This window comes from Novosphingobium sp. BL-S-19 (assembly GCF_055521675.1).
Genome location: NZ_CM145498.1, coordinates 3,348,827 through 3,374,220, shown reverse-complemented (window position 1 = coordinate 3,374,220; position 25,394 = coordinate 3,348,827). Strand labels below are relative to the sequence as shown.

Sequence of the window (25,394 nt, the reverse complement as noted above, 5' to 3'; positions counted from 1 at the left end):
GTGATGTCGGACCGCATCGGGTTGATCCCCGGTGCAGGTTTCCGAGTGCCCCTCCAAGGCCCCGTCAGCTCGGCAACCAGAATGTGCCGTCGGGATCGTCCGATCGAACCAACCTTTGTTCGATAGGGATGCTGTTATGACCGACCGTATGTTCCACCTGCTTGAGCGCTTCCAGATGCTCGACGCCCAGTTGCGCCGTGCGCAGGGCTCGACGCGCCGTAATCTGTTTCAGATCGCGGACTTGGAGCGAAGGAAATTGAGAATAAGGGCCAGGCTGGCCCGGCTGTTCGTCCCCCCGACGGCCGTAGTGTAAGCCTGTAACCCTCGCGCCGGCGCGCTGCCCCCCATGTACGCGCCGGCGCTTCCTTCCTTCATTGGCATGGACATGATCCGTGGAACTCCTTTTCGCTGATTGGCTGGGCACCCCGGCCTGGTTCTGGCTGGCCTTCGCCGGCCTCGTTTTCGTACTCACCGCCTTCGATCTCGGCTTCCTGCACAAGGATGACCGGGAGATGGGCATTGCCGAATCGCTGAAGCTTTCGGTCTTCTACATCGCCATCGCCGTCGTCTTCGGCGGCTGGGTGTGGTGGGCCAAGGGATCGGCCGACGGTATCGCCTGGTACACTGGCTATTTTCTGGAGAAGGCGCTGTCGATCGACAACGTCTTCGTCATCTCGATGATCTTCGGCTTCTTCGCCATCGCGCCCAAATACCAGTACCGCGCGCTGCTCTGGGGCATCATCGCGGTGATCGTGCTGCGCGGACTGATGATCGCGGGCGGCGTGGCGTTGGTCTCTCAGGCGCACTGGGTGATGTACATCTTCGCCGCGTTCCTGGTGTTCACCGGCGTGAAGATGCTGTTTTCCGGCGACCATGAGCCGGACGTGGCGCACAACCCGGTGGTCCGCTGGATCTCGCGCCACATGCGCGTGACCAAGCAGCACCACGGCCACCACTTCTTCGTGAAGGAGGCGAACGACGCTGGCCGTCTGGTCTGGGCCGCGACGCCGCTGTTTCTGGCGCTGGTGGTCATCAACCTGGCAGACCTTGTGTTCGCGGTGGACTCGGTGCCGGCGATCTTTGCGATCACCACCGATACGTTCATCGTCTACACCTCGAACATCATGGCGATCCTGGGCCTGCGCGCGCTGTACTTTGCGCTCGCCGCGATGGTGCACCGCTTCCACTACCTGAAGTATGCGCTGGCCATGGTGCTGGTGTTCATCGGTGGCAAGATTCTGGTGGCCGAACTGCTGCTGGATGGCGCCAAGTTCCCGCCCTTGCTCAGCCTTGGCGTGACCGTGGGCCTGATCGGCGGCGGCATTGGCTGGTCCTTGTGGAAGACGCGCGGGCAAGAGCACGGTGCTGGCCACGCTTGATCGGGAGAGGCGCGCTGCTAGGGATCATCGGATGGCGCGCCTTATCCTCTTCAACAAGCCCTTCGATGTCCTGCCGCAGTTCACCGACGCGCGCTCTCCTACCCCGCGCGCGACGCTGTCGGACTATATCGACGTACCCGGCGTCTACCCCGCCGGGCGGCTCGACCGCGACAGTGAGGGGCTGATGCTGCTGACCGACGATGGCCGCCTGCAGGCGCGCATCTCGGACCCGCGCTACAAGACGGCAAAGACTTATCTGGTGCAGGTGGAGGGCGAGCCGGACGAGGCGGTGCTGGCTGCGCTGCGCAAGGGCGTTGTGCTGAACGACGGCCCCACCCGCCCGGCCGAGGCACGGCGGATCGATCCGCCCGAACTTTGGCCGCGCAATCCGCCGGTGCGCTTCCGCAAGACGGTGCCGGACTGCTGGATCGAGCTGACCATCCGCGAAGGTCGCAACCGGCAGGTGCGGCGCATGACGGCAGCGGTCGGCCACCCGACCTTGCGGCTGGTGCGCTGGGCTATCGGCGGCTGGTCGCTGGACGGCATTGCGCAAGGTGAGTGGCGCGAGATTTCGGTCTAAGCGTTTCCGTTTGAGCGCTTCAGAATAGCTAAACCACTTCGTCGCCCCCGCGAAGGCGGGGGCCCCGCTTACTTGCGGCACAACGCGTCGCTGCGAGAAGGAAGCGGGATCCCCGCCTGCGCGGGGATGACGGATGTATTTAGCGTGTCTTGCATAGGCGGGGGCAGCCCCGCCCGATCAATCCGGCTTCCAGCCGATCTCGGCGGCGGAGGCGGACTTGGGAATGTCGGTCAGGGCTTCGTTCACGGTGATCGCCTCGCCCGGCTTCAGCTTGCGCTTGGAAGGGACGACTTCCTTTTCGTAGACGATGCGGTCGCGCTTGTCGCGCAGCACCACCAGTAGCGAAGGCACGTAACGCGTCTCGCTGCCGGTATTGCTGATCGTGCCCGAAACCGAGAAGAACTCGCTGCCGTCGGGCAGGGGCTTGCGATCCTGTCGCTTGCGCGGGAAGTCCAGTTGCAGGTCGGGCTGCGCTTGCGAGAAGGTCTGGCGCGGGATCGGCAGCCAGTCCGGCAGTCCGCCGAAGGCCACCGCGCCGGTCAGCGCCAGGGTCGCGCCCGCGAACACGACCGAGGCGATTGTCGCCAGCTTCGCCCAGTTGCGGCGCGGGCGGAACGGCGGTGCGAAATCGAAGCTGGACGGGCCCTCGTCCGCATAGTGCGGCATCGTGGTGTCGTCGTAATAGCCTTCGCCGCCGTGGCCCTTGCGCCCGGCCGCGCCGGAGGGTGAGGGCGGAGAGGCGCGCAGCGGATCGGCTTCCTCGTCCTCGGCAGCCGGCTGGGGTACGCGTACCGCCGGTGCGCGCGGCGGTACCGAGAATCCCGGGCGGGGCGCGGAACTTGGCTGCTGCGGGGCCGGCGCAGGCTCGGCGGCAACGGGTGCGGGCGCTGCAGCAGCGGGAGCTGCAGCAGCGGGAGCGGCCGGTTGCGGCGCAGCGGCAGGTTGAGGCTGAGGGGCAGGCGTTGGGGCGGGAGCAGCAGCCGGCGCGGGTGCGGCAACCGCCTCCGCAGCCAGCACGTCCGCCACTTCCGGGCCATCCTGAAACCAGCTGTGGCGGCACTTGGCGCAGCGCACGGTGCGGCCATCGATACCGATCGCGCTGTCCGGCACGGCATATCGCGTAGAGCAGGCTGGGCAGGCGATAATCATAGTCACAAAACTATAAGCACGACTGGCTTGCCCCCGACAAGCGCCAGACCTGTGGGCACAGGGCGGAGCGCCCTTTTTTCCACATTGAATGCGGGTTAGGTGATCGCAAAATGGCCTCTTGGCGCATTTTCAAACCGACTCTATCACGCTTCCGGTCGCCCGTTCGGATCGACTTGCCCTCAGATTAGGCCCCTAGACCAGACGAGCATGACCGCGGACGGCGAAATCATCCACTTCGACAATGTCGGCCTGCGCTATGGCACCGATCGAGAGGTGCTGAGCGACCTGACGTTCACGCTGTTCGCCGGGCGGTTCTATTTCCTCACCGGCGCCAGCGGCGCGGGCAAGACCTCGCTGCTGCGGCTGCTCTATCTGGCCCAGCGCCCCTCGCGCGGGGCGATCCGCATGTTCGGGACGGACGCGATCACCCTGCCGCGCGCGCGCCTGCCGATGCTGCGGCGGCGGATCGGCGTGGTGTTTCAGGACTTCCGCCTGATTCCGCACCTTTCCGCCTTCGACAACGTGGCGCTGCCGCTGCGCGTCGCCGGGCATCAGGAGCGGGACATCTTCGGCCCGGTGCGCGACATTTTGGAGTGGGTTGGCCTTGCCGACCGGCTGGACGCCCGCCCCGCCACGCTTTCGGGCGGCGAGCAGCAGCGCGTTGCCATCGCCCGCGCCGTGATCGCGCGCCCGGCGATGCTGGTGGCGGACGAGCCGACCGGCAACGTCGATCCCGAAATGGCGCAGAAGCTGATGCGCCTGTTCGAAATGCTCAACCGGCAGGGTACCACCGTGGTTGTCGCCACGCACGATCTGGACCTGCTGCGCAAGGTGTCGGACAGCCTGATCATGCGGCTCGATCGCGGGCGGCTGTCCGATCCCACCGGCGCGCTGCGCTATCCGCCCAGGAAGCCGGCATGATCTTCGGCCCCCTTTCCGGAAAGCCCGCGGAAGACGGCGCCCCGCGCATGGGCTGGCGGCGGCTGGGCGTGCGCGGTGCCGAACTGGTGCCGCAGGCGCGCATGGCCGGGCCGATGCCCTGGGTGATCGCGATCATGGTGGCGCTGACCGCCATCGCACTGGCCGCCGGTCTGGCGCTGGGCAATGCGATCACGTCCGCCAAGGCGGAGATCGAGGGCGGCGTTACCGTTCAACTCCTCGAACCGCGCGAGGATGTGCGCACGCGCGAGGCGAAGGCCGCTGCCGATGCACTGAAGCGCCAGCCGCATGTCGCCGGGCTGCGTCAGGTGCCGCAGGCCGAACTCGACGCGCTGATCGAACCCTGGTTGGGCGCCGACGTGGGGGAGGCGACCAATGCCTCCATCCCCGTGCCCGCGCTGATCGACGTGCGGCTGGACGGTCCGGCCACTCCGGCGAGGCTGAAGGCGCTGCAGCAGGCGCTGACCAAAGTGGCGCCCTCTGCCCGCGTCGATGCCCAGTCGGGCTGGTTGAAGCCGGTGTTCGACGCGATGATCTCGCTGCAGGTTCTGGCCATCGCGCTGGTTGCCCTGCTGGCCTTTGCGCTGGCGGCGGCGGTCCTGCTGGCGGCGCGGTCGGCACTGGGCGCCAATCGCGAGGTGATCGAGATCGTCCACCTCTTGGGCGGCACCGATACGCAAGTCGCCCGCGTGTTCCAGCGATCGATCGGCTTCGATGCGGCGGGCGGCGGCACCGTGGGGCTGGCGTTGGCCTTGGTGGTGATCCTGTCGATCGGCCGCCGTTTCGGCGGGCTGGGCGCCGGGCTTGTCGATAGCGGCGCGCTGATATGGACCGACTGGCTGCTGCTGGCGCTGGTGCCGCTGCTGTCCACCCTGCTCGCCATGCTCACGGCACGATTCACGGTGCTGCACGCGCTGCGCAAGATGCTATAGTGCGCATAAGCTATTAGATATCGTATCATGTTCCGTCGCACTGCCGCCTTTATCCTGCTGTTCTGGCTGTTCGGCTTCGTCTGGTTCGCCGTCGCGCTTCCGGATGCGCTCGACATGTCGGTGAAGACCGATGCGGTGATCGTGCTCACCGGCAGTCGCGGGCGTATCGAACGCTCGCTGGACGTGCTGAAGGAGCGCCGCGCGCCGCGCCTGCTGATCTCCGGCGTGGACCGCGAAGTGCGCCCCGGTGAACTCGCGGCGGAATACCGCATTCCCGACGCACTGATGAAGTGCTGCATCACGCTGGGCTACCAGGCCTACGACACGCGCTCCAACGCGCTGGAGGCCGCGGACTGGGTGAAGCGGCATGGAATCCGGTCGATCCGGCTGGTCACGGCGGACTGGCACATGCGCCGCGCCGCTTACGAACTGGCCCGCGAATTGCCCAAGGGCGTGGTCATTCGCGAGGATGCCGTGCCGTCGCGCCCCAGCCTTGGCACTCTGTTCCTAGAGTTTCACAAGTATTTCGGGCGCATGGCGCTGGATACCTGGAACCGTCCACCCTGGAAGAAATCTTGAACCGCACCGATTCTGGAACGTCGCCGCTCGACGTGATCCGCAGCCTGGCATTCTATCTGGTGTTCTATCCGGGCACGATGGTCTGCGTCCTGCTGGTCTGGCTGGCCGCGTTCGCGGGCGATGGGCCGATGCGCCGCCGGGTGCGCGGGTGGGCGCGGTTCCATCGTTTCTGCTGCCGCTGGTTGCTGGGGATCAAGCTGCGGATCGAGGGGCAATTGCCCGATGAGGGCGTGTTGGTGGCGCTGAAACACGAAAGCTTTTTCGAAGCGATCGACCTGCCCGCGATGATGAGCTACCCGGCGCCGTTCCCGAAGGCGGAATTGATGGACCTTCCCGGCTGGGGCTGGGCGGCAAGCCGCTACGGCGCGGTAACGGTGATGCGCGACGAGGGCGCCAAGGCGCTGCGGGCGATGGTCTCCTCCGCGCGCGGTTTCGCCGCGCAAGGGCGTCCGCTGGCGATCTTTCCGGAAGGCACGCGCGTGCCGCACGGGAAAGTGGTGCCGCTGCAATCGGGCTTTGCGGGCCTCTATAAGTTGCTGAACCTGCCGGTAGTGCCGGTGGCGGTGGATTCGGGGCAATACTACCACCGGCTCTGGAAGAAGCCGGGCACCGTGGTGATCCGCGTGGGTGAGCGCATCGAACCGGGCCTCCCGCGCGAGGAAGTTGAAGCGCGGGTGCAGCAGGCGATTAACGCGCTGAACGGGTGAGGGGCGCTATCCCTCACCCTACACCCCGTCGCCCCCGCGAAGGCGGGGGCCCCGCTTTTCTTTGCGGCGTAACAGCCATGCGCACCGTCCAGAAAGCGGGATCCCCGCCTTCGCGGGGATGACGAAGCTGGCGGATGATAGGGCTCAGGCCGCCTCCTGCACCTCGACCGACTGGCTGATCATCTCCACCGGCGCATAGCTGGTCAGGAACGCCACCGCCGCCGCATCGGCCCCGACGCCGATCTTGGCGGTGCTTTCGGGCCTGCTCATGCCGGTGGCGTCGACCAGATGCCACGCCCCGTCCAGAAACACTTCGGCCACCGCGTGAAAGTCCTGCGGTTCGACGCCGAGCGCATAGACGCTGGCAAAGCGGGCGGGAATCGCGGCCGCCCGGCACAGGCTGATGACGAGGTGGGCATAATCGCGGCAGACGCCTTCGCCGGACCGGAAGCTGTCGGCCGCCGTGGTCTGGGCGTCGCTGGCGCCGGGCACATAAGTCATGTGGCCGGAAACCCAGTCGCGGATCGCGGTCACTTTTGAGCCGCCGCCCAGCGTGCCGAAGCGCTCCAGCACGAAGTCCTGAAACCGGTCGGACGGGCAGAACCGCGAGGGCAGCAGGTAATCGACCGTCTCGGCGGGCAGCAGATGCGGCGGCAGCGCGGCAAGGTCGTCCAGCGGGGCGAGCAGCCGACATGGCTCTACCGTGGCGGTATATTCCACCGTCAACGTGCCGGAGAGGTGGAGCCAGAGCCGGTCGCCGATATCGTCATGCCCCGGCAGCCGCGCGAAATGTTCGAGCGGGGGCAGCGCGATGTGCGCGTGATGGACCACCTGCTCCGGGATCATCGCCGCCTCCAGTTGCAGGAGCACGTCGGTGGGGCTGGGCAGGCTGTATTCAAGCCGGGTGGTAATCGCGAGCTTCATCGGCGTGGGGCTCCGAGCGGAGGTCTTATCCGCTCAAAGCGCCAGCCGGTGTGAGGCTCCCGCGCTTGTTTGAAAATCCGCTGAAGGCGGATTTTGGCGGCACCGGCCCACGTCCCCACCCGACCTCCCATCCAGGATACACTGTTGTGGGAGGTCGGGTGGGGGCGTGGGCCGGTGCCGCACGGAAAATGCCCCTCAGGGCATTTTCCCAAAAGAGCCTATTTCCCGTTCTCGTGATCGTTGCGGCCGAAGTCGGGTCGGGAATCGTCCTGGCCTTCGTCGATGATCGAGCGGCGGATCGTGCGCGTGCGCTTGAACTGGTCGAACAGCGCATCGCCGTCGCCCACGCGGATCGCGCGTTGTAGCGCGGTCAGATCCTCGGTGAAGCGCTGCAGCATCGTCAGCACCGCGTCCTTGTTGGACAGGAACACATCGCGCCACATCGTCGGGTCCGAAGCGGCGATGCGCGTGAAATCGCGGAAGCCGCCGGCCGAATACTTGATCACCTCGCTCTGCGTAACATCCTCAAGGTCGGACGCGGTGCCGACGATGGTATAGGCGATCAGGTGCGGCAGGTGGCTGGTGACGGCGAGAACAAGGTCATGATGCTCGGGCGTCATGATCTCGACATTGGCGCCGAGAGCCTCCCAGAAGCAGACGAGTTCGCTCAGCTTCACCATGTCCGTGGTGGCGGGCGGGGTGACGATGCACCAGCGGTTGCGGAACAGGTGCGCAAAGCCGGCGTCGGGGCCGGAATTCTCGGTGCCGGCCACCGGGTGCGCGGGGATCACCATGTGGTCGGGCAGCGCCGCGCCAAGGTCCCGCGCGATGGCCTGCTTGCTGGAGCCGACGTCGCTGACCAGGCAATGCGCGGGAAGGGCATCGCGCACTTGCTCGGCCGCCATGCCCATCGCGCCCGGCGGCACGCAGAAGATGACGAGATCGGCGTCGCGCACGGCATCGCCCGGCGTCTCGCAGACCTCGTTCACCAGACCGCGCTCGGCGGCGCGGGCGCGGTGGGCGGGGCTGATGTCGTAGCCGGTTGTGCGGGCTTCGGGCAGGTATTCCTTCACGGCAAGGCCGATGGAGCCGCCCTGCAGGCCAAGGCCGATGATGGCGATATTAGAAAGGCTCATCGTGCGGCTTCCGCCATCTCGCGCAGGCCTTCGGCGATCGCGTCCATGTCTTCGGGCTTGCCGATGGTGATGCGCAGTGCCTGCGGCAGGCCTTGGCCCGGTAGCCAGCGGACGATGTAGCCGCGGTCGGCCAGACCCTCGAACGCGGCCTCCGCCGTCAGCGCGCCTTCGAACAGCACCAGCACGAAGTTCGCCTGCGTCGGCAGCGGACGCAGCCCATGGTTGCCCAGCGCCGCCAACTTGCCCACGAAGCGGGCGCGTTCATCGCGGTTGTGAACGCGGCTGGCCTCCACGAAAGCATCGTCGGCCAGCGCCGCCAGCGCCATGGCCTGCCCGGTGGCGGAGACGTTGAACGGCCCGCGAATGCGGTTGAGCGTGGCGACCAGCCCCGGCGCGCCGGTGGCCCAGCCGATGCGCTCACCCGCAAGGCCGAAAATCTTCGAGAAGGTGCGCGTCACCAGCACATTGTCATGCGCGGCGGCCAGCGCCAGCGAACCGTCGTCATCCTCCGGCGCGACATATTCGCCGTAGGCCTGATCGAGCACCAGCAGCACATCGGCGGGCAGGCCGGCGTGCAGGCGGGCGATCTCGCCGCCGGGCAGGAACGATCCGGTGGGGTTGTTCGGATTGGCGACGAAGACCACGCGCGTACGCTCGGTCACCAGCGCCAGCAGCGCGTCGACATCGGTGCCGAAATCGGCATCGGGCGCGACAATCGGCGTCGCGCCGCAGCGCCGCGCGGCAATGTCGTAGACCGAGAAGCCATAGCGCACGTAGATCACTTCGTCGCCAAGGCCGGCATAGCCCTGCGCGGCCAGGTTCAGCAGCTCGTCGGAGCCGGTGCCCATCACCACGCGCGCGGCGTCGAGCCCGTGCTTGGCGGCGATCGCGGCGCGCAGCGCGGTGCTGTCCGGATCGGGATAGAGCGCCGGCGCCTGCGCCCGCGCATCGAGCGCGTGCTGGCTAGTGCCCAGCGGGTTTTCGTTGGCGGACAGCTTGATCAGCGGCTTGCCGTCCTTGCCCTTCGACTTGCCGGGCACATAGGCATGGATCGCGTCGATCCACGGCTTGGGCTGCGGGGCTTGGCGGGTGCTGATGATCTGGCTGTCGGTCATGATGGCCCGGCCTTTAACCCAGCGGGGCGGCGAAGGACAGGGGGCGATTTGGCGTTAGGGAACGGATCGATCGGGCGCTGGGTTGCCGCTCGTCACAATGCTGCGCCGTTCCTGAGCCAAGCTTCCGACATATTACCCTGTCGCCCCGCGAAGGCGGGGGCCCCGCGTATTCTGGTTCTTGTTTGCGGCGTGGCAAAAAGGAAGCGGGATCCCCGCCTTCGCGGGGATGACGAGGTTTGGGTTGGCAGGACTTGTTGAAAGTGCTCCTTCGGCCCCAATCCGCTCATCCTGAGCTTGTCGAAGGATGTGGACCCAGCGGCACGTCTCCGGGGGCTTCGACAAGCTCAGCCTGAGCGGGGTGAGAGGTATTGGCGTGCCATGCGAAACGAAAATGCGCACCCGCGCACTTTTCAAACCGGCCAGAACAATTGACAGCGGGAACACCGTCCCCCACTTGGCTCAGTTCATCATGGCTACCACGCAGATCACCGACTCCAGTCAGGTTCTCGAACTGACCCAGCCGCTCCCGCTCGATGGCGGGCAGAGCCTTCCCGGCGTGCGCATCGCTTACGAGACGCACGGCACGCTGAATGCGGCGAAAGACAACGCGATCCTGATCTGCCACGCGCTGACGGGCGATCACCACGTCGTCTCCAATCACCCCAAGACCGGCAAGCCCGGCTGGTGGGTGCGCATGGTCGGCCCCGGCAAGCCGATCGATACCGATCGCTTCTTCGTGATCTGCGCCAATGTCATCGGCTCGTGCATGGGCTCCACCGGCCCGGCCAGCCTGGCCGAAGACGGCAAGCCCTGGGGCATGCGCTTCCCGGTGATCACCGTGCGCGACATGGTGCGCGGCCACGTCGCCCTGCTGGACGCGCTGGGGATTGGCAGCCTCTATGCCGTGGTCGGCGGATCGATGGGCGGGATGCAGGCGCTCAGCCTTGCCGCCAACTTCGCGGACCGCACCCGCGCCGCGCTGGTGATCGCCTCCACCGCGCGCCACTCCGCCCAGAACATCGCGTTCCACGAGGTCGGCCGTCAGGCGATCATGGCCGATCCGGAATGGCGCGAGGGTGCTTATTACGATCACGGCAAAGGCCCCGAAAAGGGTCTCTCCGTCGCGCGCATGGCCGCGCACATCACCTATCTGTCCGAAGCGGGGCTGACCGAGAAGTTCGGCCGCCGGCTGCAGGACCGTGAGGAAAAGACCTTCGGCTTCGACGCCGATTTCCAGATCGAATCCTACCTGCGCTATCAGGGGCTGGCCTTTACCGACCGCTTCGACGCGAACTCGTACCTCTACATCACCCGCGCGATGGACTATTTCGATCTGGCCGAGGAACATGGCGGGTTGCTCGCCAATGCTTTCGCCAAGTCGAAGGCGCGCTTCTGCCTCGTCAGCTTCGATACCGACTGGCTCTACCCCACGGCGGATTCGCGCAATGTGGTCCACGCGCTCAATGCCGCCGGCCTGCCGGTGAGCTTCGTCGAACTCTCCGCCCCGTTCGGGCACGACTCGTTCCTGCTCGACGTGCCCGCGCTGGACCGCGTGGTCGAAGGCTTCCTGGGTGAAGGCCGCTAGGATGCCCGAAATCGAACTGAGCGACGATGCATCGCGGCTGGACGTTGCCCGCATCCATGGCTGGCTGACCTCCAGCTACTGGACCCCCGGCGTCGAGCGCGCGCAAGTGGAGCGCCAGATCGCCGGATCGCATTGCCTTGGCGCGTACTTGCCGGATGGCACTCAGGTCGGCTTCGCGCGCGTGATTTCTGACCGCGCCAGCTTTGCATGGTTGGCCGACGTCTGGGTGGACGAGCCGGCGCGCGGGCAGGGCCTTGGCCGCCGCATGGTCGGCTGGTTCCTCGACAACCCGGACTATGCCGACATTCGCCGCTTCATGCTCGCCACCAAGGATGCCCACGGCGTCTACGCCAAGCTGGGCTTCAACCCGCTGGTGCGGCCCGACCGGTTGATGGAGCGGCTTTCCGGGCCTTTCGCCGCCATTCTGCAAACGGATTCCTGATCATGCTGCGCCCCGATCTTGCGGTGATTGCCGCCAATGTCGCACCGGGATCGCGCGTGCTGGACGTGGGCTGCGGCGACGGCACGCTGATGCAGGCACTGCGTGACGACAAGCGCTGCGACGCGCGGGGCATGGAACTCGATTCCCACGACGTCGGCGTCTGCGTGGGCAAGGGGCTCTCGGTGATCCAGGGCGATGCCGACAAGGATCTGGCGTTCTATCCCGATCAGTCGGTGGACTACGCGATACTCTCGCAGACTTTGCAGACGACGATGCGGCCCGACGTGGTGCTGGAAGAACTGCTGCGCATCGGGCGCCGCGCCTTCGTCAGCTTCCCGAACTTCGCGCATTGGCGCGTTCGCGTGTCGCTGTTGTGGGGCGGGCGGATGCCGGTTACGCGGCTGCTGCCGGTGCCGTGGTACGCCACGCCGAACATCCACCACCTGACCGTAGAGGACTTCCGCGAACTGGTGAAGGAGCGCGGGATCAAGGTGGAAGGCGCGTGGTTCCTGTCCGGTGACAAGAAGTGCAGCGACGCGGCGGCGAACTTCCGCGCCGAACATGCGGTGTTCCTGCTCTCGCGCTGAGAGGGTGTTTGTTTGAAAATCCGCTGAAAGCGGATTTTGGCAGCACCAGCCCACTCCCCCACCGATGCCCCGCCGGGGCATTTTCCAACCCAACAACGATTCGCTGCGATTGCGCAGAGGCCAGCCCCGGCGCGGCCCGCGGATTGGCGTGCGCGCAATAAATATGCGAGAATGGCGCTGAAACTGCGATTCTTCGCACCTGCAATATGATCTGGACGAACCATTGCGTTCGTATTACGATGCCTTAAATTAGTATTACTGATGCGGGCAGCCTAGTATTACGGGGTCAGGGGTATGGACGGAGTTCTGGTTGGTAAGAGGCTGATAGGCACCCAATCGCCAGTCACCGTGGGGTGGGAAAACGTCCCCCGGGTGGAAGGCGGTCCGGTGAAGCAATTCATCTTCACCTGGTTCCAGCCCACCGTCCTCTTCGCGCTGCTGGCGTTCTGGTACTACGCCCCCAATTCCATCGCCAAGGCATCGACCGCCATCGCCATCGGCATCGGCTTCAAGGTGCTGCTGATGGCGATGGAGTGGTTCTTCCCGCGCCATGAAAGCTGGCAGATCACCTGGAAGGAAGTCACTGTCGACCTGTTCTATGTCGGCCTTGGCTATACCGCGCTGAGCCTGGTGGAAAACTACATCGGCGACGGCGTGATGACGGAGGCGATCCAGCATGCGTTCAACTGGGAAAAGTTCGGCTGGTTTACCGGTCTTCCCCTGCTGGTGCAGGCGTTCCTGATCCTGTTCATCTTCGATTTCGGGCAGTACTGGATGCATCGCGGGATGCATAACTGGTATCCGCTCTGGCTCAGCCACTCCGTGCACCACTACATCACCCAGTTGAATATCAACAAGGGCGCGGTGGGCAACCCGACCGAACTGTTCCTGATTGGCCTCGGTTTCGGCGGCTTCTTCGATTTCCTGCCGCGCGCCGCGCTGCTGGCCGGCAGTTTCGGCATGGCCGTCGGCGCCTACCAGCACATCAACGTGCGCTTCAATTCGCCGCGCTGGTGGCGGTTCCTGTTCAACACCACCGAACACCACAGCGTCCACCATTCGCGCGACTATGAAGCCAGCCGCAGCAACTATTCCAACACCTTCATCTTCATCGATCGCATGTTCGGCACCTGCATCGATGGCGAGGCGGAACTGCTGGGCATGGAAGGCGGCCGCCGCATGTCGATCCGCGAACAGATGACCTTCCCCTTCACCGAAGCATGGAAGACGATGAGGGAACGCTTGCGCCGGGAAGATCCGGTCGCGGTTCCTGCCGAGTAACATCTGCGGGGCAGCGGGACCGGCCCGCCCTTCCACAAACTATTCCAGTTGCTCAGGCCCGGTTATCCATGATCGGTCCGGCCTGAGTGCTGTCGCCAAGAAACGCTCCCAAAAAGGGGATACCATGACCGCGCGCTTCATCGACTGGATCTGGCACATCAGGGGCAGCCTGACGCTCGCCCCCGGGCAATCGAGCGATGATGCGTTCAAGCGGCTCGATTCGCTGTTCGATGAATACGGCACCAATCACGAACGCACCGACGACAGGCTGACGTTCCGCAAGAAGGATCAGGCGGCGCAGGACAAGATGGCCGTGTTCGATGGCGGCGTGCTGCAGATCGAACAGGGCGCGGGCGGATCCGTGCTGCACTATCACCTGACCAGCCGGGCGCTGCTGTTCTGCTTTCTGGCGCCGCTGCTGTTCCTCGCCTTTGGGCAACTGACGGTGGTACTGGGCACGCTGGAAAAGCCGCCGACGGCAGCGGAAAAGGCGGCGGCCGAAAAAGCCGAAAAGGAGAAGGCGCAGGCGCCGATGAACCCGATCGACAAGGCCCTCGGTGCGCCCGAACCCGAAAAGCCCGACGCCAGGAAGAACAAGAAGGATAAAGACGGCAAGGATGAGGAGAAGGACAAGAGTTCGCCCACGGCCGCCTATGTCTTCGCCGGAATCTTCGCGACGCTCTATGTGATCGGGCGCATCCTTGAGGACAGGCTGGTGCGAAAGCTGTTCCGCAAGAAGCTGGCGGAGGCGTAAGACGCGGGCGGGCGGGATCGGTTCCTACCGGAAGGCCCTTCCTCACATTGTCGCCCCCGCGCAGGCGCGGCCCCCGCACCTTCAGCAACCTCTCTCGCCCCTGAGCAAGAGAAGCACCACCCTCGCGGCGATGACGGGAAGGGGGGAGTACGGGCATCGGATTCGGCCGTTATCCAACATCGACCTGATCGGCGATCCGGGAGCGCAATTTCTCCGCGATCATGAAGGGCGGCACGCTCTACAAGCGCGAGGACGTGTAAGCGCGCTTTGGTGTGCCTAGGTGCCTCTAGGTGCCGTTCGGGTCACGCTCGCCTGAGGTGACCCGAACCGTCCGCTCAGCCCATCTTGAGCCCGGCATACATGCCCAGCTTGTTGCCGTCCGGATCGCGCATATAGGCCCCGAAAGCGCCGCGTGCCTGCGGCTTCGCCTCGGGCTGGCCCTCGCACGCACCGCCATGGGCGATGCCGGCGGCATGCCATGCGCGCACGGTATCCTCGTCCGGCGCCTCGAAGATGATCGTGCCGCCATTGGCATGGGTGGCCGGCTGCCCGTCGCGGGCAGGGCCCAGCAGGAATTTCAGGCCATCGACATCCCACATCACGATCGGCCATTCGGGCGTCGACTGGCAGGGCGCGATGCCCATCGTCGCGAATGTCGCGTCGTAAAATTCGCGTGCTTTTTCAAGGTCATTGGTGCCAAGGCGCAGGCTCTTCAGGATCATCGTCTCTCTCCCGGAAAGGCCGGCCCGCGTCGCTGCACGGGCCGGTGCTGAAGGCAGATCAGCCCGCGCGGTACATCGCGCAGAGCTTGTTGTTATCGGGGTCGCGCAAGTAGGCGAGATAGAGCGTCCCGAACGGGAATTCGCGCGGCCCCGGCGCATCCTCGCAGCTCGCGCCGCCCGCCGCGCAGCCGGCGGCATGCCAGGCGTCCACCGCATCGGCGCTGTCCATCGTAAAGCCCACAGTGCCGCCATTGGCGAAAGTTGCGGTATTGCCGTCCAGCGGGCTCACCACCATGAAGTTCGCGCCGTTGTGGGCATAGGCAAGGCGGCCGGCGGCGGGATCCGCCATCAGCGGCGTCGCACCCATCGTGCCGAACACGGCGTCATAGAAGGTCTTGGCGGAGTGGAGGTCGTTGCTGCCGACGCAGATGTGGCTGAACATTTCAGAGTCCCTTGCGGTGGTCCGGTTTTCGGGTGGCGATGGTTTCGCCGCAGCGCGCCTTCGGGTCAATCGACAGCTCGCGCAAGGCGGGGAATATCGCGGTGGTGCTCGCCCCGCCCCGGTAGGCTACACCCCGGCAGGCCGCACGGCGCATCGCCGGGGCGCGTGATCGGCAAGATGCGCAGTTATCCACGCGTTTCGCCGCGCGAGCGCTGGCCCGCAAGCACTTCGGGTGGACGCTTGCGGGCGGGTTTGGCATTCAAAATCGCCATGTGGCACATCTTCCAGTTCCCGCTCTGCCCGTTCAGTCGCAAGGTTCGCCTGCTGATGGCCGAAAAGGGCATCGCCTACGAACTCCAGACCGCGCGCCCGTGGGAGGGTGAGGATAGGCTCTTCGCGATGAACCCGGCGGGCCGCACCCCCGTGGTGAAGGAGGCGGAACGCAACATCGTCCTCTCCGACAGCCGGGCGATCTGCGAATATTTCGAGGAAACGGTGGAGCGGAACCCGCAGATCAGCGGCACCGTGCAGCAGCGCGCCGAAATCCGCCGCCTGATCGCGATGTTCGATGAGAATTTCTTCAACGACGTGTCCGGCCCGCTGCTGCACGAACGGATGAAGAAGCGCCTTGTCCTGCGCCAGTCGCCCGATGCGAAGATCCTGCGCGAATCGATGAAGCTGGCGCACGATTATCTCGACTACATCGATTACCTGATCGACAACCGGCCCTGGCTGGCCGGATCGACGATGACGCTGGCCGATCTGGCCGCCGCCGCGCAGATTTCGGTGGCGGACTATCTGGGCGGCCTCGACTGGTCGAGCCACGAACAGGCGCGCGGCTGGTATCTGGTGATGAAGTCGCGCCCCTCGTTCCGCCCGCTGCTCAGCGAGCGCATGGAAGTGATCCAGCCGCCCAGCCACTACGCCGAAGTGGACGCCTGACGCTCGGGAACCCCCGAAGCGCTACAACGGAAAGGGCCACCCTCAGGGTGGCCCTTTCCGTTTCAGGCACTGGCGGGCTTGGTGCCGAAGCGGCCGTGATTGCGGAACTGGGTCATCCAGCGATCGATGAAGAGTTCCAGCGGGCGCGGCGTCACGCCGATCTCGGCAAGGCCGGGAAGGGTTCCGCTGGCAAGATTGCCCGCTTTCAGCAGCTTGAACTGGTCGGTGGAAATCGGCGTGCCGGGCAGGGCGGCGATCAGGCCGCCTACCGCGTCGGAGAAGGGAACCAGCGCGCGATGGCGACCTTGCGCGGCCATGATGCGCTTGTTGAAATCGAGCATCGTGTAGATTTCGGGGCCCGCCAGTTCGAACGTCTTGCCGCCATGCACTTCGGGTACGCTCAGCGCGATGGCGATCGCTTCGGCCACGTCGTCCACGAAGACCGGCTGCAGCTTCGCCTCAGGCGCGAAGACCGGCAGCAGCGGCGCACGGGCGACCAGGTCGCCGAACATCATCACGAAGTTATCATCCGGCCCGAACATGATGGAGGGGCGCACGATCGTGGCGGTGGGAAACTCGGCCAGCACGGCCTGCTCGCCTTCCGCCTTGGTGCGGGCATAGGCGACGTCCGACCCGGCATCGGCGCCGATGGCCGAGACATGGATCATGGCCCGCGCTCCAGCGGCCTTGGCGGCGGCGGCGATGCGGCCGGCGCCGGAACCCTGTACGGCATCCAGATTGCCGTCGAACGCGCCGACAAGGTTCACCACCGCGTCGGATCCTTCCAGCACGCGGGCGAGTGAATCGAGCTTGGTCACGTCCGCGCGGGCGAATTGGATCTGGCCAAGGTTGCTCAACGGCTTGATCGACCACGCCTTGTCCGGACTGCGGCTGGCCACGCGTACGCGTGCGCCACGCTCGAACAGTTCCTGCACGACATGCCTGCCGAGAAATCCACTACCACCCAGCAGGGTGACGATCTTGCCGGAAAGGGAATCGGGGTTGCCTGGGCTCATGGTCTGATCGGCTCCTTCAGCATGGTGTCGGCGCGGCGAAGGGGGAAAACGCCGCCAACGCCGCCTTCGCGCATGGGCGATAGGATTGGCACAAGGCAGGTCCGCGGGCAACCGAGGGGAGGGGCGGATCCGCGCGAAGACGAATTTTCGCCCATTTTCGAAAGAATTGAAAAAACTTGGCTGAGGGGCGTTGACACGAATCAAGGAGCCCCTTAGAGGCGCCCTCCTACCCGGCGAGGACGGCAACAACGGCCCCCTCGCTTCCGTGCCCAGATGGCGGAATTGGTAGACGCACCAGCTTCAGGTGCTGGCGCTCGCAAGGGCGTGGAGGTTCGAGTCCTCTTCTGGGCACCATCGCTTCTCAAGCGATTGAGAATGTTGGGGGATCATCGCAAGATGGTCCCCCAAACTCATTCTGCTACGACAATCTGCTACGGTTTGGTGCCGATAGTCAGCAGCTAAAGTCCAGAAAATCTGCGGGAAATGGTCCGCGCGGCTGTTACGGTTTCAGTCCCGGTTTGCTGCCCAAAGGTATGCGCCTTCGTGGCGGGCGATTCTATGTTCGCCGTCACGTGCCATGCGATCTTCAAGCACCTCTCAACCGGGTGGAACTGTGGCGTTCGCTAAGGACGGACAGCCTCCAGACGGCACTGCGGAGAATGCCTGCCGTCATGGCTGGGATTGAGGCTGAGTTTGAACGTGTTCGTGCAGGTGTCGGCGCGACAGTGGACGATACGATGCTACGATTTGATACCGTAGCTCAGCCCAGCTTAGAGAAGGTGCCGGTTTCGGCGGAACGCACTGCCACTGCTCCATCCAATGGCCTGACGCTGGCGGAAGCCTACCAGCAATATGTCGATGACCCCACTCATCGTTGGTCCGCGAGCACCCGACAAAGCTATGATACATGCCGCAAGCTGGCAATTTCAGTGATCGGCCCGGACGTTCCGATGGGGGCGCTTGGCCGAACTCACTGCCGGGATTTTCTCGATGTGTTGCGCCATCTGCCTCGGAACGCGAACAAACGATTCCCGAAGCTTACGGCCCGCGAGGCCTCACAGCGAGCACGACAGCGCGGCGATGTGGATGTGATCAGCGCCGCGAACGCTAACGTGAACCTCGCCAATCTGTCGAGCTTCCTGAACTGGGCGGTCAATGAAGAGCTTCTGACTCGGAACCCTATGCGTGGCTTGCGGCTCCATGATGACGTAGCGAAAAAGGACAAACGCAATCCGTTCAGCGCGGATCAGCTTCGGAAGATTTTTGACGCACCGCTTTATACCGGCTGCCTTGACGGCGAGCGCGGCTACGCGAAGCCGGGCGTTGAGCGGCCTCGAAATGCGCGGTTCTGGGTGCCACTCATTGCGCTTCATTCAGGGATGCGGCTCAATGAGATTTGTCAGTTGGACGTTGCGGACATTCGCTTGATTGATGGCATTTGGTGCTTTGTAGTATGCGACAATTCGCTGGTCGGCAGTGACGACAAGGCTTTGAAGACCGCTGCGAGCGAGCGGTTCGTGCCAATCCATTCGCGGTTGATCGGATTCGGGCTTATCGCCTACGCGGAGCAGCAGCGCCGGGCGCGCGCGTTGAAATTGTTCGGTGAGATTGATCCCGGTCCGAAAGGGAAAAGGTCGGTGGCGTTCTCCAAATGGTTCACGCAATTCTCCCGAGCATGTGGTGCATACGAGGAGCGGACCTGCTTTCACTCGTTTCGGCATAACTTCCGGGATGCTTTGCGGGCTGCAAAGGTCGATCACGACCTTGCATTGGCGTTGGGTCGCTAGAGCAATGCGGCCGGAGTGAAGGGCGTTTCAGAGAATTATGGGAATGGGTATTCAATACCCATGGTGCGAGACGCTATGGAACTGTTAAGTTCTCCTCATGTAATTTTGTGAAATTTGATATTTCATTGACGCGATATAAAAATGTTGTTCGAATTTGTATTGTTGAGGGTGCCTCAAGATAAGAAATCTTCTCAAAGTCAAATTAATTGCTAATGTGAACGTCCTGTCGGGGTGGTGGTGAGATTTCGTGAGCTTTAAAAAATTTGCGATGAATGTCGTAACGCTTGGCGGGCATGATCAGCTTGAGGCTGCAAAGGCCGCTTACGAGGCTGTCTATCAAGAATATGAAGCCAATCGGAATAAGTTGTTTTGGCTGACAAGTACGAGGGATGATCATTTGTCAGACCTTGGAGAACTCGTAATCGCCACATTCAAGGCCGCGAAATCTGCCCGACGTATATTGCGGAAAGAGGTTTCATGTAAAATCCCCCCTTCCTCAGAAGCCAAATTAGTCCGCTCGGAGGCACTTTACACGCCTTCCTCGACCAACGTTGACCGAGTTATTGCGGATTATACGTCCTCCGTGGGTATCGCGGGAGGAGCGGGGGCTGGCGCGGCTGCGGCAGCAGGTTCGTGGTCGCTCGTCGCGCTAGTCGGTTCCGCTTCTACGGGGACAGCTATTTCAACACTTTCCGGAGTGGCAGCGACAAACGCAACGCTGGCATGGTTCGGTGGAGGAGCATTAGCTGCTGGTGGGGCTGGTATGGCTGGCGGAACTTTGGTTCTGGGGGGCGTCGCTCTCGTGCCTGTTTTGGCTGTCGCTGCTTGGCATTCCAGATCAAAGGTCAAAGAAATCAATCATGAGGTAGAGAAGGTTCGTCGCGCCAATCTACAGATCAATTATGCTATCGGGCCAACGCAAAAGGTCATTAAGCTGATCGACGACTGTTTGGACGCGGTTCGACCATCAGCCACGGCACTTCAATGGGAGTTAGAGGCTGCTAAACAAGCCCTTTTTCCCGTATGGGGATGGTCAATATTTAAGCGATGGATTGCAAGGCTGTTCGGAAGTTCTTTCTATTCGGCTTCGGAGGAGCAGGTTATTGTGGATTTGGAATCTGCCTTGATTGAATTTGTCACTTGCTTTCAACGTTTGCAGATTAATCCTGGCGATTCTGAGAACCGGCGTGCCTGATAGCTTCGAGTAGCGGTTCGATTGAAACCGTAACAGCCGCGCGGACCATTTCCCGCAGATTTTCTGGACTTTAGCTGCTGACTATCGGCACCAAACCGTAGCAGATTGTCGTAGCAGAATGAGTTTGGGGGACCATCTTGCGATGATCCCCCAACATTCTCAATCGCTTGAGAAGCGATGGTGCCCAGAAGAGGATTGCGCCGGGGCGCCTGCTTGGTCCCGGATGCGGGCTCCGAGATTTCTCGTGTGATTTCAATTTCCGGGGTTGTTGAAGTTTCGAGTTCCAGAAGAGGCACCGAGCCTTGACCGTTCGGTCGGCCCGAAGTGTTGAGCCGTGCTAGGTTCGACCGAATCTGGTCGATCAAGGCGTCATTCTCGTCGAGAATGCCGGTGGCGTCGCGGGTGTCGGCGGTGTTATCCGGGCTGTCGTCCTTGTCCTGTGCGGGCATAAATATTCGATGCAGGCATTTTCATTCTTGTCATCGCCGGGCCTTCAGGCCGGTGTCGGCTTCAACGATCCAGATTTTCACCTCGCCGAGTTCCAGGTTGGCGTCGCGGAATGCGTTGAATGGCTCGGCGATGAACTGGTGTTGCGATGTCACGAGCGAGGCATAGTTTGTCGGCGGTTTCATCGTAGCGACCGAAGCCGGGTCTGGATCGGTTTTTCCGATGCCGCGACTGCGGATCGCTTCCGCCAGGCTGCTCGGCGTTTCGGCTTCTGACCGGCGCCTCAGGCGTTATCGCTTCCTTGATCGTCGGCCATTCTTGCGCTGGCTTTTGGCAAGGTCCTTTGCGCTGACGAGGTTTTCCTCGGGCACGGCATTGGCCAGATAGCTGGCGGGCTTGTGGGGCTTCATTCCATGATCGAGGCGCTTTTGAATGTCCGCTTCGATCTCTGCCGATGAAGCATCAGGCTGCTCGGCCTGAACCCTAGCGCGAGTTTCGCGGATGACGTTGGCGAGTGTGCCTCGGGCGATTTCACGCTCGTTGTCCTTCCGCATCCCGTGGATGCCTTTTTCGATGAAGCGTTGTTCGCTGCCACCGGGGACATACGGCGCTTTTTGGTTTCCTTTCATTGCCCTGAGTATACCGGACGGCCCGGAATCCGTCATTATTAATCGAGCGGCAGCGACTTCATTTCGTGCCTGCATCGCGGGAGGACCAAGCCCAAAAGTCTTCCCATGCCAAAGTAGATGTTGACCCGCGTGGATCATGCTAACCGCTGGCAGGACATTTTTTAGGGTGAGATAAACTCGTGCCGATCTACGAAAAGCCGACCAAAACACTTATGGCGGAGTGGGCGCGAGACAATCTCCAGCCTGGGGCGCTCTTCTCCAAGCGCGAGCCTGTCGCCTGGTTCAAGGCGAACTACCCGGCGATTAAGAGCAACACCGTGGAAATGCACGTCGAGGGGATGTCGGTGAACAACCCGCTCCGTAAGCATCACCCTAACGTTAGGCTTGGTTCCGGGCACGACCTATTCTTCAAAGAAGGTCCTGGTCGGTTCCGGCTGTGGGACAAAGACCACGACCCGGCGCCCCGATACAAGGCGGACATAGAGGCCGAGAGTAAGGTGATTGAGCAGGACCAGGAGGAATTTGAAGAGCAAATTGAGATCGCGACTGCCGGGGGCGACACTTTTGCGTACGAAAAGGACCTTCAAAACTATCTGGCTCGCAACCTCCATCATCTGGAACCTGGGCTGAAGCTCTACGAGGATGAGGGGTTAACCGGCATTGAATTCAACGCTGGCGGTCGTTTCATCGACATCCTCGCGGTCGATACGACCGGCCGCCTTGTGGTCGTGGAACTCAAGGTTTCCAAGGGTTATGACCGCGTCATTGGGCAGCTTCTGCGCTACATGGGATGGGTCGAGGAAAACCTTTCCGAAGGCAAACCGGCGCGCGGAATGATCGTCGCCAGTGAAATTACTGAGGACCTCGTTCTGGCGACCAGGCACATCGCCGATCGGGTCAAGCTGTTCGAGTACGCGATCTCATTTAACATCAAGCAGAAGGACAGGACCTAGCTGTCCGTGCGTCAGTGCTCGGTTGGGAAGGGGATGATGTTGTCCTCATCGGCGCCGTCGAGGAAGGTTTGCATGCCGTCGCGTACGACCGTCAGTTGGAAGGCTCGGTAAGCGCCTTCGTCAGTCGTGAAGGTTTCCTGCCAAGCGATCGAGGTGCCCCGGTCATTGATGACTTCGAGGGTCCATTCCGCTTCTTCTTCCAAGCGATAGATGCTGACATCCACGGTGACGCCGTCGATGGTAATCATGCGAGACAAGCTGGAATGGACGATCTCGGGGTCACGCTCTATCACACATTGCTCCTGTAATGCCGGTGGCATTGAGCAGTCTGCCATGCAGAGAGGGTGAGTAAAAGATCGGCGGCCCACGAAGGGCCGCCGATGAGTTCATAGAATGCTTGCCGATTCCCGGCCGCACCCTCGGGTCGCGAGGGCAAATTAGGCAGATTTTGGTCGCGGTGATATTAAATTTTTAAGTTACCCCATCGGGGGAATGATTGTTTTGCTTCTGTTTCGGTTCTGCGTCGCCGTTCTGCGCCTTAATCACGGCCAAGGCTCGGTAGACCGACGCCCGGCTGATTTTCATGATCGGCGCGATTTCGCCGGGTTTGAGTCCCCTGGATTTGAGCTTCCGAAGCTCCGCGAAGTCGATTTGGGACTGCCGCTTCTGGTAGGTGCCTTTGGCCTGGGCGACGGCGATGCCTTCGCGCTGGCGCTCGGCACGAATTTCGAGTTCGAACTGGGCCACGGCTCCGAGGATAGACAAGGTCAGACGGCCGGTACTGCTGGTGGTATCGATCGATTGGTCGAGGCATCGGAACCCGACGCCTTTCTCGTCGAGCGTCGCGAGCAAATTGTGCAGGTCACGCGTGCTCCTGGCAAAGCGATCAAGTCGGGTGACCAGAACGGTGTCGCCTTTCCGGACGTGATTGATGCAGATTTTAAGCTGAGGGCGCTCCGCCGATTTGGCCGATGCGTGTTCTTCGAAAAGATGATCTCGCTCGACCCCGGCAGCCATCAGCGCGGTTCGTTGGATGTCGAGAGATTGATCCGTTGTTGATACCCGGGCGTATCCGACCAGCATGCAAGCCTTTCTGTCTCGTTTCATTTACATCCGTGAGACTATCTCATCTGGGTCAGAATCGCAATGATCTGAGACTCTTGCGCGGATCATGACGGCGTCGCGGAGAGGTATACCCGCCGGACACCTACCTGCTCGATCTGCAACGCGTCCGGCGTTTGATGCTAGGGGCTTGGCTCGCGTAATTGTACGGCTCGAATTGAGTAAGATAGGAGTTGCCCCATCAGATTCTGATAAGGTCGGGAAGCTCGGAACTCCAATCATTCTCTACTTTGCATTGCTTTCAAGCGACTGCGCCGCCGATGATCCTGATGGATTTACGGGATTAGCGGAAACCGCCAGCAAGTTTTCAGAGGATGATGAGATCGCGCAACGCGTAGCGGGGGTCTCCAAAGGCCCCCACTTCGTTTGAGGGGCAGCCCCGAGTGCGTTGAAGTTCGCGGACAACGTGGCCCACCTAATCGGCGAAAAGTGCTATCCCGGGATGCTCATCCTCGATTTGCAGGTCAACCCAGACATCGCGGAAGTGGTATGGGATAAGCTGCTCTCGCTGCCATCGCAAACCCTGCCGAAGAAGCAGGCCCGCCCGGTGAAGCGGCTGACCGCTCTCGCCCATGAGCTTGCTGTGGATGGCCTACTGCCGGGTGCCGGGGGCAAGGCCCACGCCGAAATGCATAAGGTGCTGAATCAGACTCACGCCGCTTTGGCTGACCGGATCAAGACCGCCCGTGAGGCTGTGCTGACTGTTGAAGGCACGACGCTTTCGGCGAACATCAAGACGCAGGCCAAGACCTTCAACGATTTCGTCGAGGCCGCCGACTATGCGGTGATCGAGGACGCCTACAAGCGGGCGGCCCGCGTGATCAGCCCCGATCTCGCCCGGACCTATGCTGAACACCTCGCCTCTAATGACGAAGATGTAGAGGATGAGGACGATGCCCTTATCGACGCGCACACCACCATTGCCGCCATGGGGCTGATTCCCGCCATCAAGGATGACCTTGAGGCTGCCGCAGAGACCTTGGCGCGGAAGTGGCTCGCAGATCATCGCGAAGCCATCCGGGCGCTCTCGGACGAACGGCAGGAGGTTTACCGCGAAATCAGGGAAATGAGTGCCGACCCCCTTGATGTCGATCTGGCGCGGCCCAAGACTTGGTTGCAGCCAACCACCGTCAAGGAAGCGAACGGGACGGAAGTCCCGTTGCCACGTTACGAGAAGCACCTGATGTGTGACACCGAAGGCAAATTCCCGGACGAACTGAACGACTGGGAGCAGACCGTCCTTACCGCAGAGATGAAGGCGGAGGGCCGCGTAGCGTGGTATCGCAACCCGGAGCGCGCCGCACAGGAATCGCTGGGCATCGTTTATGATGATGCCGGTGCAGCCAAGATTCTCCGCCCCGACTTCGTCTTCTTCTCGCAGGATGCTGATGGAAGCATCGTTGCGGACATCGTCGATCCCCACGGACATCATCTCGCCGACGCCCTTCCAAAGCTGCGCGGCTTGGCCCGGTATGCAGAGATTAATGGGTCACTGTTCCGAAGGGTCGAAGCGGTTTCGGAGGTCGACGGCATATACCGAATGCTAGACCTTACCAAGCCTGAAGTGCGTGATGCGCTTGATCATGCGACCACAAGTGCCAAGCCCATCTATCTTGGTGCGGCCGGGGCTGACTATGGGGCGTAACCTCTACGGGGGGGAGGCTGTAGAGTTATCGAAGCTCTACAGCCCCGTCCTCAGCGACGAGTTTCCATAACGGTGGAATTCAAACTGCGTCATTACCACATTACTTTATCTGCTTGAATTCGGGCGCCACAGCAAGGAGCGGTGTGGGTTGCTGCCAGCGTCATGTGCACGGCCGATATCGCCACCGCGCCGTACTGGCTCATTTTCGTCCGCGCGGCCTAAAAAATATGCAGCAATCGCCTGCCGCCGCTCATCGCTTGCACGAAAATAATGGCCAGCAAAGCCTGGAAAATGGCAGTCATGTTCGACGATAGAGTCGAGCATCCAGCCAGTTACTGGGGTCATATTTGACACGATGATGCCTCCTTCTGGGTTCATATCATCGTGATTTTTCCGGCTGGGGCG

The 25,394-nt window shown here is 62.7% G+C and carries 30 protein-coding genes and 1 tRNA gene; 18 read left to right on the top strand and 13 right to left on the bottom strand.

What is annotated here, in order from left to right:
* Positions 1-136: 136 nt before the first annotated feature.
* The 3 genes from ACZ1JV_RS24160 to ACZ1JV_RS24150 all read left to right on the top strand — a co-directional run bounded on the left by ACZ1JV_RS24160 (position 137) and on the right by ACZ1JV_RS24150 (position 1,959).
* Positions 137-313, top strand: a complete 177-nt coding sequence (locus ACZ1JV_RS24160) for a DUF465 domain-containing protein (protein ID WP_465137276.1) — start codon at positions 137-139, stop codon at positions 311-313.
* A 79-nt stretch (positions 314-392) separates the two neighbouring features.
* The gene (locus ACZ1JV_RS24155) at positions 393-1,379 is read left to right on the top strand and encodes a TerC family protein (protein ID WP_465150856.1); all 987 of its coding nucleotides are present in this window, start codon (positions 393-395) and stop codon (positions 1,377-1,379) included.
* Between the two features lie 31 nt (positions 1,380-1,410).
* The gene (locus ACZ1JV_RS24150; RefSeq protein ID WP_465150855.1) at positions 1,411-1,959 is read left to right on the top strand and encodes a pseudouridine synthase; all 549 of its coding nucleotides are present in this window, start codon (positions 1,411-1,413) and stop codon (positions 1,957-1,959) included.
* A 177-nt stretch (positions 1,960-2,136) separates the two neighbouring features.
* On the opposite strand, the gene ACZ1JV_RS24145 is transcribed toward ACZ1JV_RS24150, so the two are convergent.
* On the bottom strand, positions 2,137-3,108 hold the full coding sequence (locus ACZ1JV_RS24145) for an MJ0042-type zinc finger domain-containing protein (protein ID WP_465152642.1): 972 nt from the start codon (positions 3,106-3,108) through the stop codon (positions 2,137-2,139).
* A 207-nt stretch (positions 3,109-3,315) separates the two neighbouring features.
* Between ACZ1JV_RS24145 and ftsE the strand changes: the two genes are divergently transcribed.
* The 4 genes from ftsE to ACZ1JV_RS24125 all read left to right on the top strand — a co-directional run bounded on the left by ftsE (position 3,316) and on the right by ACZ1JV_RS24125 (position 6,265).
* Entirely contained in the window at positions 3,316-4,029 is a 714-nt protein-coding gene (gene ftsE / locus ACZ1JV_RS24140) for a cell division ATP-binding protein FtsE (protein WP_465137278.1), read from the top strand.
* Between the two features lie 47 nt (positions 4,030-4,076).
* Positions 4,077-4,979, top strand: a complete 903-nt coding sequence (locus ACZ1JV_RS24135; protein WP_465138481.1) for a cell division protein FtsX — start codon at positions 4,077-4,079, stop codon at positions 4,977-4,979.
* A 27-nt stretch (positions 4,980-5,006) separates the two neighbouring features.
* Positions 5,007-5,558, top strand: a complete 552-nt coding sequence (locus tag ACZ1JV_RS24130; protein ID WP_465137279.1) for a YdcF family protein — start codon at positions 5,007-5,009, stop codon at positions 5,556-5,558.
* Positions 5,559-5,635: 77 nt separating this feature from the next.
* Positions 5,636-6,265 carry a lysophospholipid acyltransferase family protein gene (locus ACZ1JV_RS24125; RefSeq protein WP_465152641.1) on the top strand — a complete coding sequence of 210 codons (630 nt, stop codon included), beginning with the start codon at positions 5,636-5,638 and terminating at the stop codon, positions 6,263-6,265.
* A gap of 144 nt (positions 6,266-6,409) precedes the next feature.
* Here ACZ1JV_RS24125 and ACZ1JV_RS24120 read toward each other — a convergent pair whose 3' ends face one another.
* From ACZ1JV_RS24120 to ACZ1JV_RS24110, 3 genes are all read right to left on the bottom strand, one after another.
* Entirely contained in the window at positions 6,410-7,189 is a 780-nt protein-coding gene (locus tag ACZ1JV_RS24120) for a transglutaminase-like domain-containing protein (RefSeq protein ID WP_465150854.1), read from the bottom strand.
* Between the two features lie 218 nt (positions 7,190-7,407).
* Positions 7,408-8,325, bottom strand: a complete 918-nt coding sequence (locus tag ACZ1JV_RS24115) for a prephenate/arogenate dehydrogenase family protein (RefSeq protein WP_465150853.1) — start codon at positions 8,323-8,325, stop codon at positions 7,408-7,410.
* Entirely contained in the window at positions 8,322-9,440 is a 1,119-nt protein-coding gene (locus tag ACZ1JV_RS24110; protein ID WP_465150852.1) for a pyridoxal phosphate-dependent aminotransferase, read from the bottom strand. The genes ACZ1JV_RS24115 and ACZ1JV_RS24110 overlap by 4 nt, the downstream gene beginning before the upstream one ends.
* A gap of 469 nt (positions 9,441-9,909) precedes the next feature.
* Between ACZ1JV_RS24110 and metX the strand changes: the two genes are divergently transcribed.
* From metX to ACZ1JV_RS24085, 5 genes are all read left to right on the top strand, one after another.
* Complete coding sequence (metX, locus tag ACZ1JV_RS24105; RefSeq protein ID WP_465137283.1) at positions 9,910-11,025, top strand: homoserine O-acetyltransferase MetX; 1,116 nt, start codon at positions 9,910-9,912, stop codon at positions 11,023-11,025.
* A 1-nt stretch (position 11,026) separates the two neighbouring features.
* Positions 11,027-11,467, top strand: a complete 441-nt coding sequence (locus tag ACZ1JV_RS24100; RefSeq protein WP_465150851.1) for a GNAT family N-acetyltransferase — start codon at positions 11,027-11,029, stop codon at positions 11,465-11,467.
* The gene (gene metW, locus ACZ1JV_RS24095; RefSeq protein ID WP_465138483.1) at positions 11,467-12,054 is read left to right on the top strand and encodes a methionine biosynthesis protein MetW; all 588 of its coding nucleotides are present in this window, start codon (positions 11,467-11,469) and stop codon (positions 12,052-12,054) included. The genes ACZ1JV_RS24100 and metW overlap by 1 nt, the downstream gene beginning before the upstream one ends.
* A gap of 294 nt (positions 12,055-12,348) precedes the next feature.
* Complete coding sequence (locus tag ACZ1JV_RS24090; RefSeq protein WP_465150850.1) at positions 12,349-13,335, top strand: sterol desaturase family protein; 987 nt, start codon at positions 12,349-12,351, stop codon at positions 13,333-13,335.
* Positions 13,336-13,459: 124 nt separating this feature from the next.
* Entirely contained in the window at positions 13,460-14,089 is a 630-nt protein-coding gene (locus ACZ1JV_RS24085) for a hypothetical protein (protein ID WP_465150849.1), read from the top strand.
* Positions 14,090-14,424: 335 nt separating this feature from the next.
* On the opposite strand, the gene ACZ1JV_RS24080 is transcribed toward ACZ1JV_RS24085, so the two are convergent.
* A complete protein-coding gene (locus tag ACZ1JV_RS24080) occupies positions 14,425-14,811 on the bottom strand; it encodes a VOC family protein (protein ID WP_465137287.1) in 387 nt (128 codons plus the stop codon).
* 58 nt (positions 14,812-14,869) lie between these two features.
* Positions 14,870-15,253, bottom strand: coding sequence for a VOC family protein (locus ACZ1JV_RS24075; RefSeq protein ID WP_465150848.1), 384 nt, complete (start codon positions 15,251-15,253; stop codon positions 14,870-14,872).
* Positions 15,254-15,523: 270 nt separating this feature from the next.
* On the opposite strand from ACZ1JV_RS24075, the gene ACZ1JV_RS24070 reads away from it, so the two are divergent.
* The gene (locus ACZ1JV_RS24070) at positions 15,524-16,195 is read left to right on the top strand and encodes a glutathione S-transferase family protein (RefSeq protein WP_395333964.1); all 672 of its coding nucleotides are present in this window, start codon (positions 15,524-15,526) and stop codon (positions 16,193-16,195) included.
* A gap of 62 nt (positions 16,196-16,257) precedes the next feature.
* Here ACZ1JV_RS24070 and ACZ1JV_RS24065 read toward each other — a convergent pair whose 3' ends face one another.
* Entirely contained in the window at positions 16,258-17,211 is a 954-nt protein-coding gene (locus ACZ1JV_RS24065) for a complex I NDUFA9 subunit family protein (RefSeq protein WP_465150847.1), read from the bottom strand.
* Between the two features lie 267 nt (positions 17,212-17,478).
* Between ACZ1JV_RS24065 and ACZ1JV_RS24060 the strand changes: the two genes are divergently transcribed.
* The 3 genes from ACZ1JV_RS24060 (at position 17,479) to ACZ1JV_RS24050 (ending at position 20,193) form a co-directional block, all read left to right on the top strand.
* A tRNA-Leu gene (locus tag ACZ1JV_RS24060) sits at positions 17,479-17,565 on the top strand.
* A gap of 179 nt (positions 17,566-17,744) precedes the next feature.
* Positions 17,745-18,998 carry a DUF6538 domain-containing protein gene (locus ACZ1JV_RS24055; protein WP_465152640.1) on the top strand — a complete coding sequence of 418 codons (1,254 nt, stop codon included), beginning with the start codon at positions 17,745-17,747 and terminating at the stop codon, positions 18,996-18,998.
* Positions 18,999-19,245: 247 nt separating this feature from the next.
* On the top strand, positions 19,246-20,193 hold the full coding sequence (locus ACZ1JV_RS24050) for a hypothetical protein (protein ID WP_465150846.1): 948 nt from the start codon (positions 19,246-19,248) through the stop codon (positions 20,191-20,193).
* On the opposite strand, the gene ACZ1JV_RS24045 is transcribed toward ACZ1JV_RS24050, so the two are convergent.
* The 3 genes from ACZ1JV_RS24045 to ACZ1JV_RS24035 all read right to left on the bottom strand — a co-directional run bounded on the left by ACZ1JV_RS24045 (position 20,145) and on the right by ACZ1JV_RS24035 (position 21,269).
* Positions 20,145-20,642 carry a hypothetical protein gene (locus ACZ1JV_RS24045; RefSeq protein WP_465150845.1) on the bottom strand — a complete coding sequence of 166 codons (498 nt, stop codon included), beginning with the start codon at positions 20,640-20,642 and terminating at the stop codon, positions 20,145-20,147. The two genes, ACZ1JV_RS24050 and ACZ1JV_RS24045, sit on opposite strands and share 49 nt — an antisense overlap.
* A 30-nt stretch (positions 20,643-20,672) precedes the next feature.
* The gene (locus tag ACZ1JV_RS24040; protein WP_465150844.1) at positions 20,673-20,825 is read right to left on the bottom strand and encodes a hypothetical protein; all 153 of its coding nucleotides are present in this window, start codon (positions 20,823-20,825) and stop codon (positions 20,673-20,675) included.
* Positions 20,826-20,930: 105 nt separating this feature from the next.
* A complete protein-coding gene (locus tag ACZ1JV_RS24035; protein WP_465150843.1) occupies positions 20,931-21,269 on the bottom strand; it encodes a hypothetical protein in 339 nt (112 codons plus the stop codon).
* 179 nt (positions 21,270-21,448) lie between these two features.
* Between ACZ1JV_RS24035 and ACZ1JV_RS24030 the strand changes: the two genes are divergently transcribed.
* Positions 21,449-22,222: an endonuclease NucS domain-containing protein gene (locus ACZ1JV_RS24030; protein WP_465150842.1), complete on the top strand. Its 774-nt coding sequence runs from the start codon at positions 21,449-21,451 to the stop codon at positions 22,220-22,222.
* An 11-nt stretch (positions 22,223-22,233) separates the two neighbouring features.
* Here ACZ1JV_RS24030 and ACZ1JV_RS24025 read toward each other — a convergent pair whose 3' ends face one another.
* Complete coding sequence (locus tag ACZ1JV_RS24025; RefSeq protein WP_465150841.1) at positions 22,234-22,515, bottom strand: hypothetical protein; 282 nt, start codon at positions 22,513-22,515, stop codon at positions 22,234-22,236.
* 178 nt (positions 22,516-22,693) lie between these two features.
* Positions 22,694-23,305 (bottom strand): recombinase family protein, encoded by a 612-nt coding sequence (locus ACZ1JV_RS24020; RefSeq protein WP_465150840.1) that lies wholly within the window; start codon positions 23,303-23,305, stop codon positions 22,694-22,696.
* A gap of 427 nt (positions 23,306-23,732) precedes the next feature.
* On the opposite strand from ACZ1JV_RS24020, the gene ACZ1JV_RS24015 reads away from it, so the two are divergent.
* Positions 23,733-24,989 carry a hypothetical protein gene (locus ACZ1JV_RS24015; protein WP_465150839.1) on the top strand — a complete coding sequence of 419 codons (1,257 nt, stop codon included), beginning with the start codon at positions 23,733-23,735 and terminating at the stop codon, positions 24,987-24,989.
* A gap of 105 nt (positions 24,990-25,094) precedes the next feature.
* Here the strand turns inward: ACZ1JV_RS24015 and ACZ1JV_RS24010 are convergent, their stop codons facing one another.
* Positions 25,095-25,343, bottom strand: coding sequence for a hypothetical protein (locus tag ACZ1JV_RS24010; protein ID WP_465150838.1), 249 nt, complete (start codon positions 25,341-25,343; stop codon positions 25,095-25,097).
* Between the last annotated feature and the right edge of the window lie 51 nt (positions 25,344-25,394).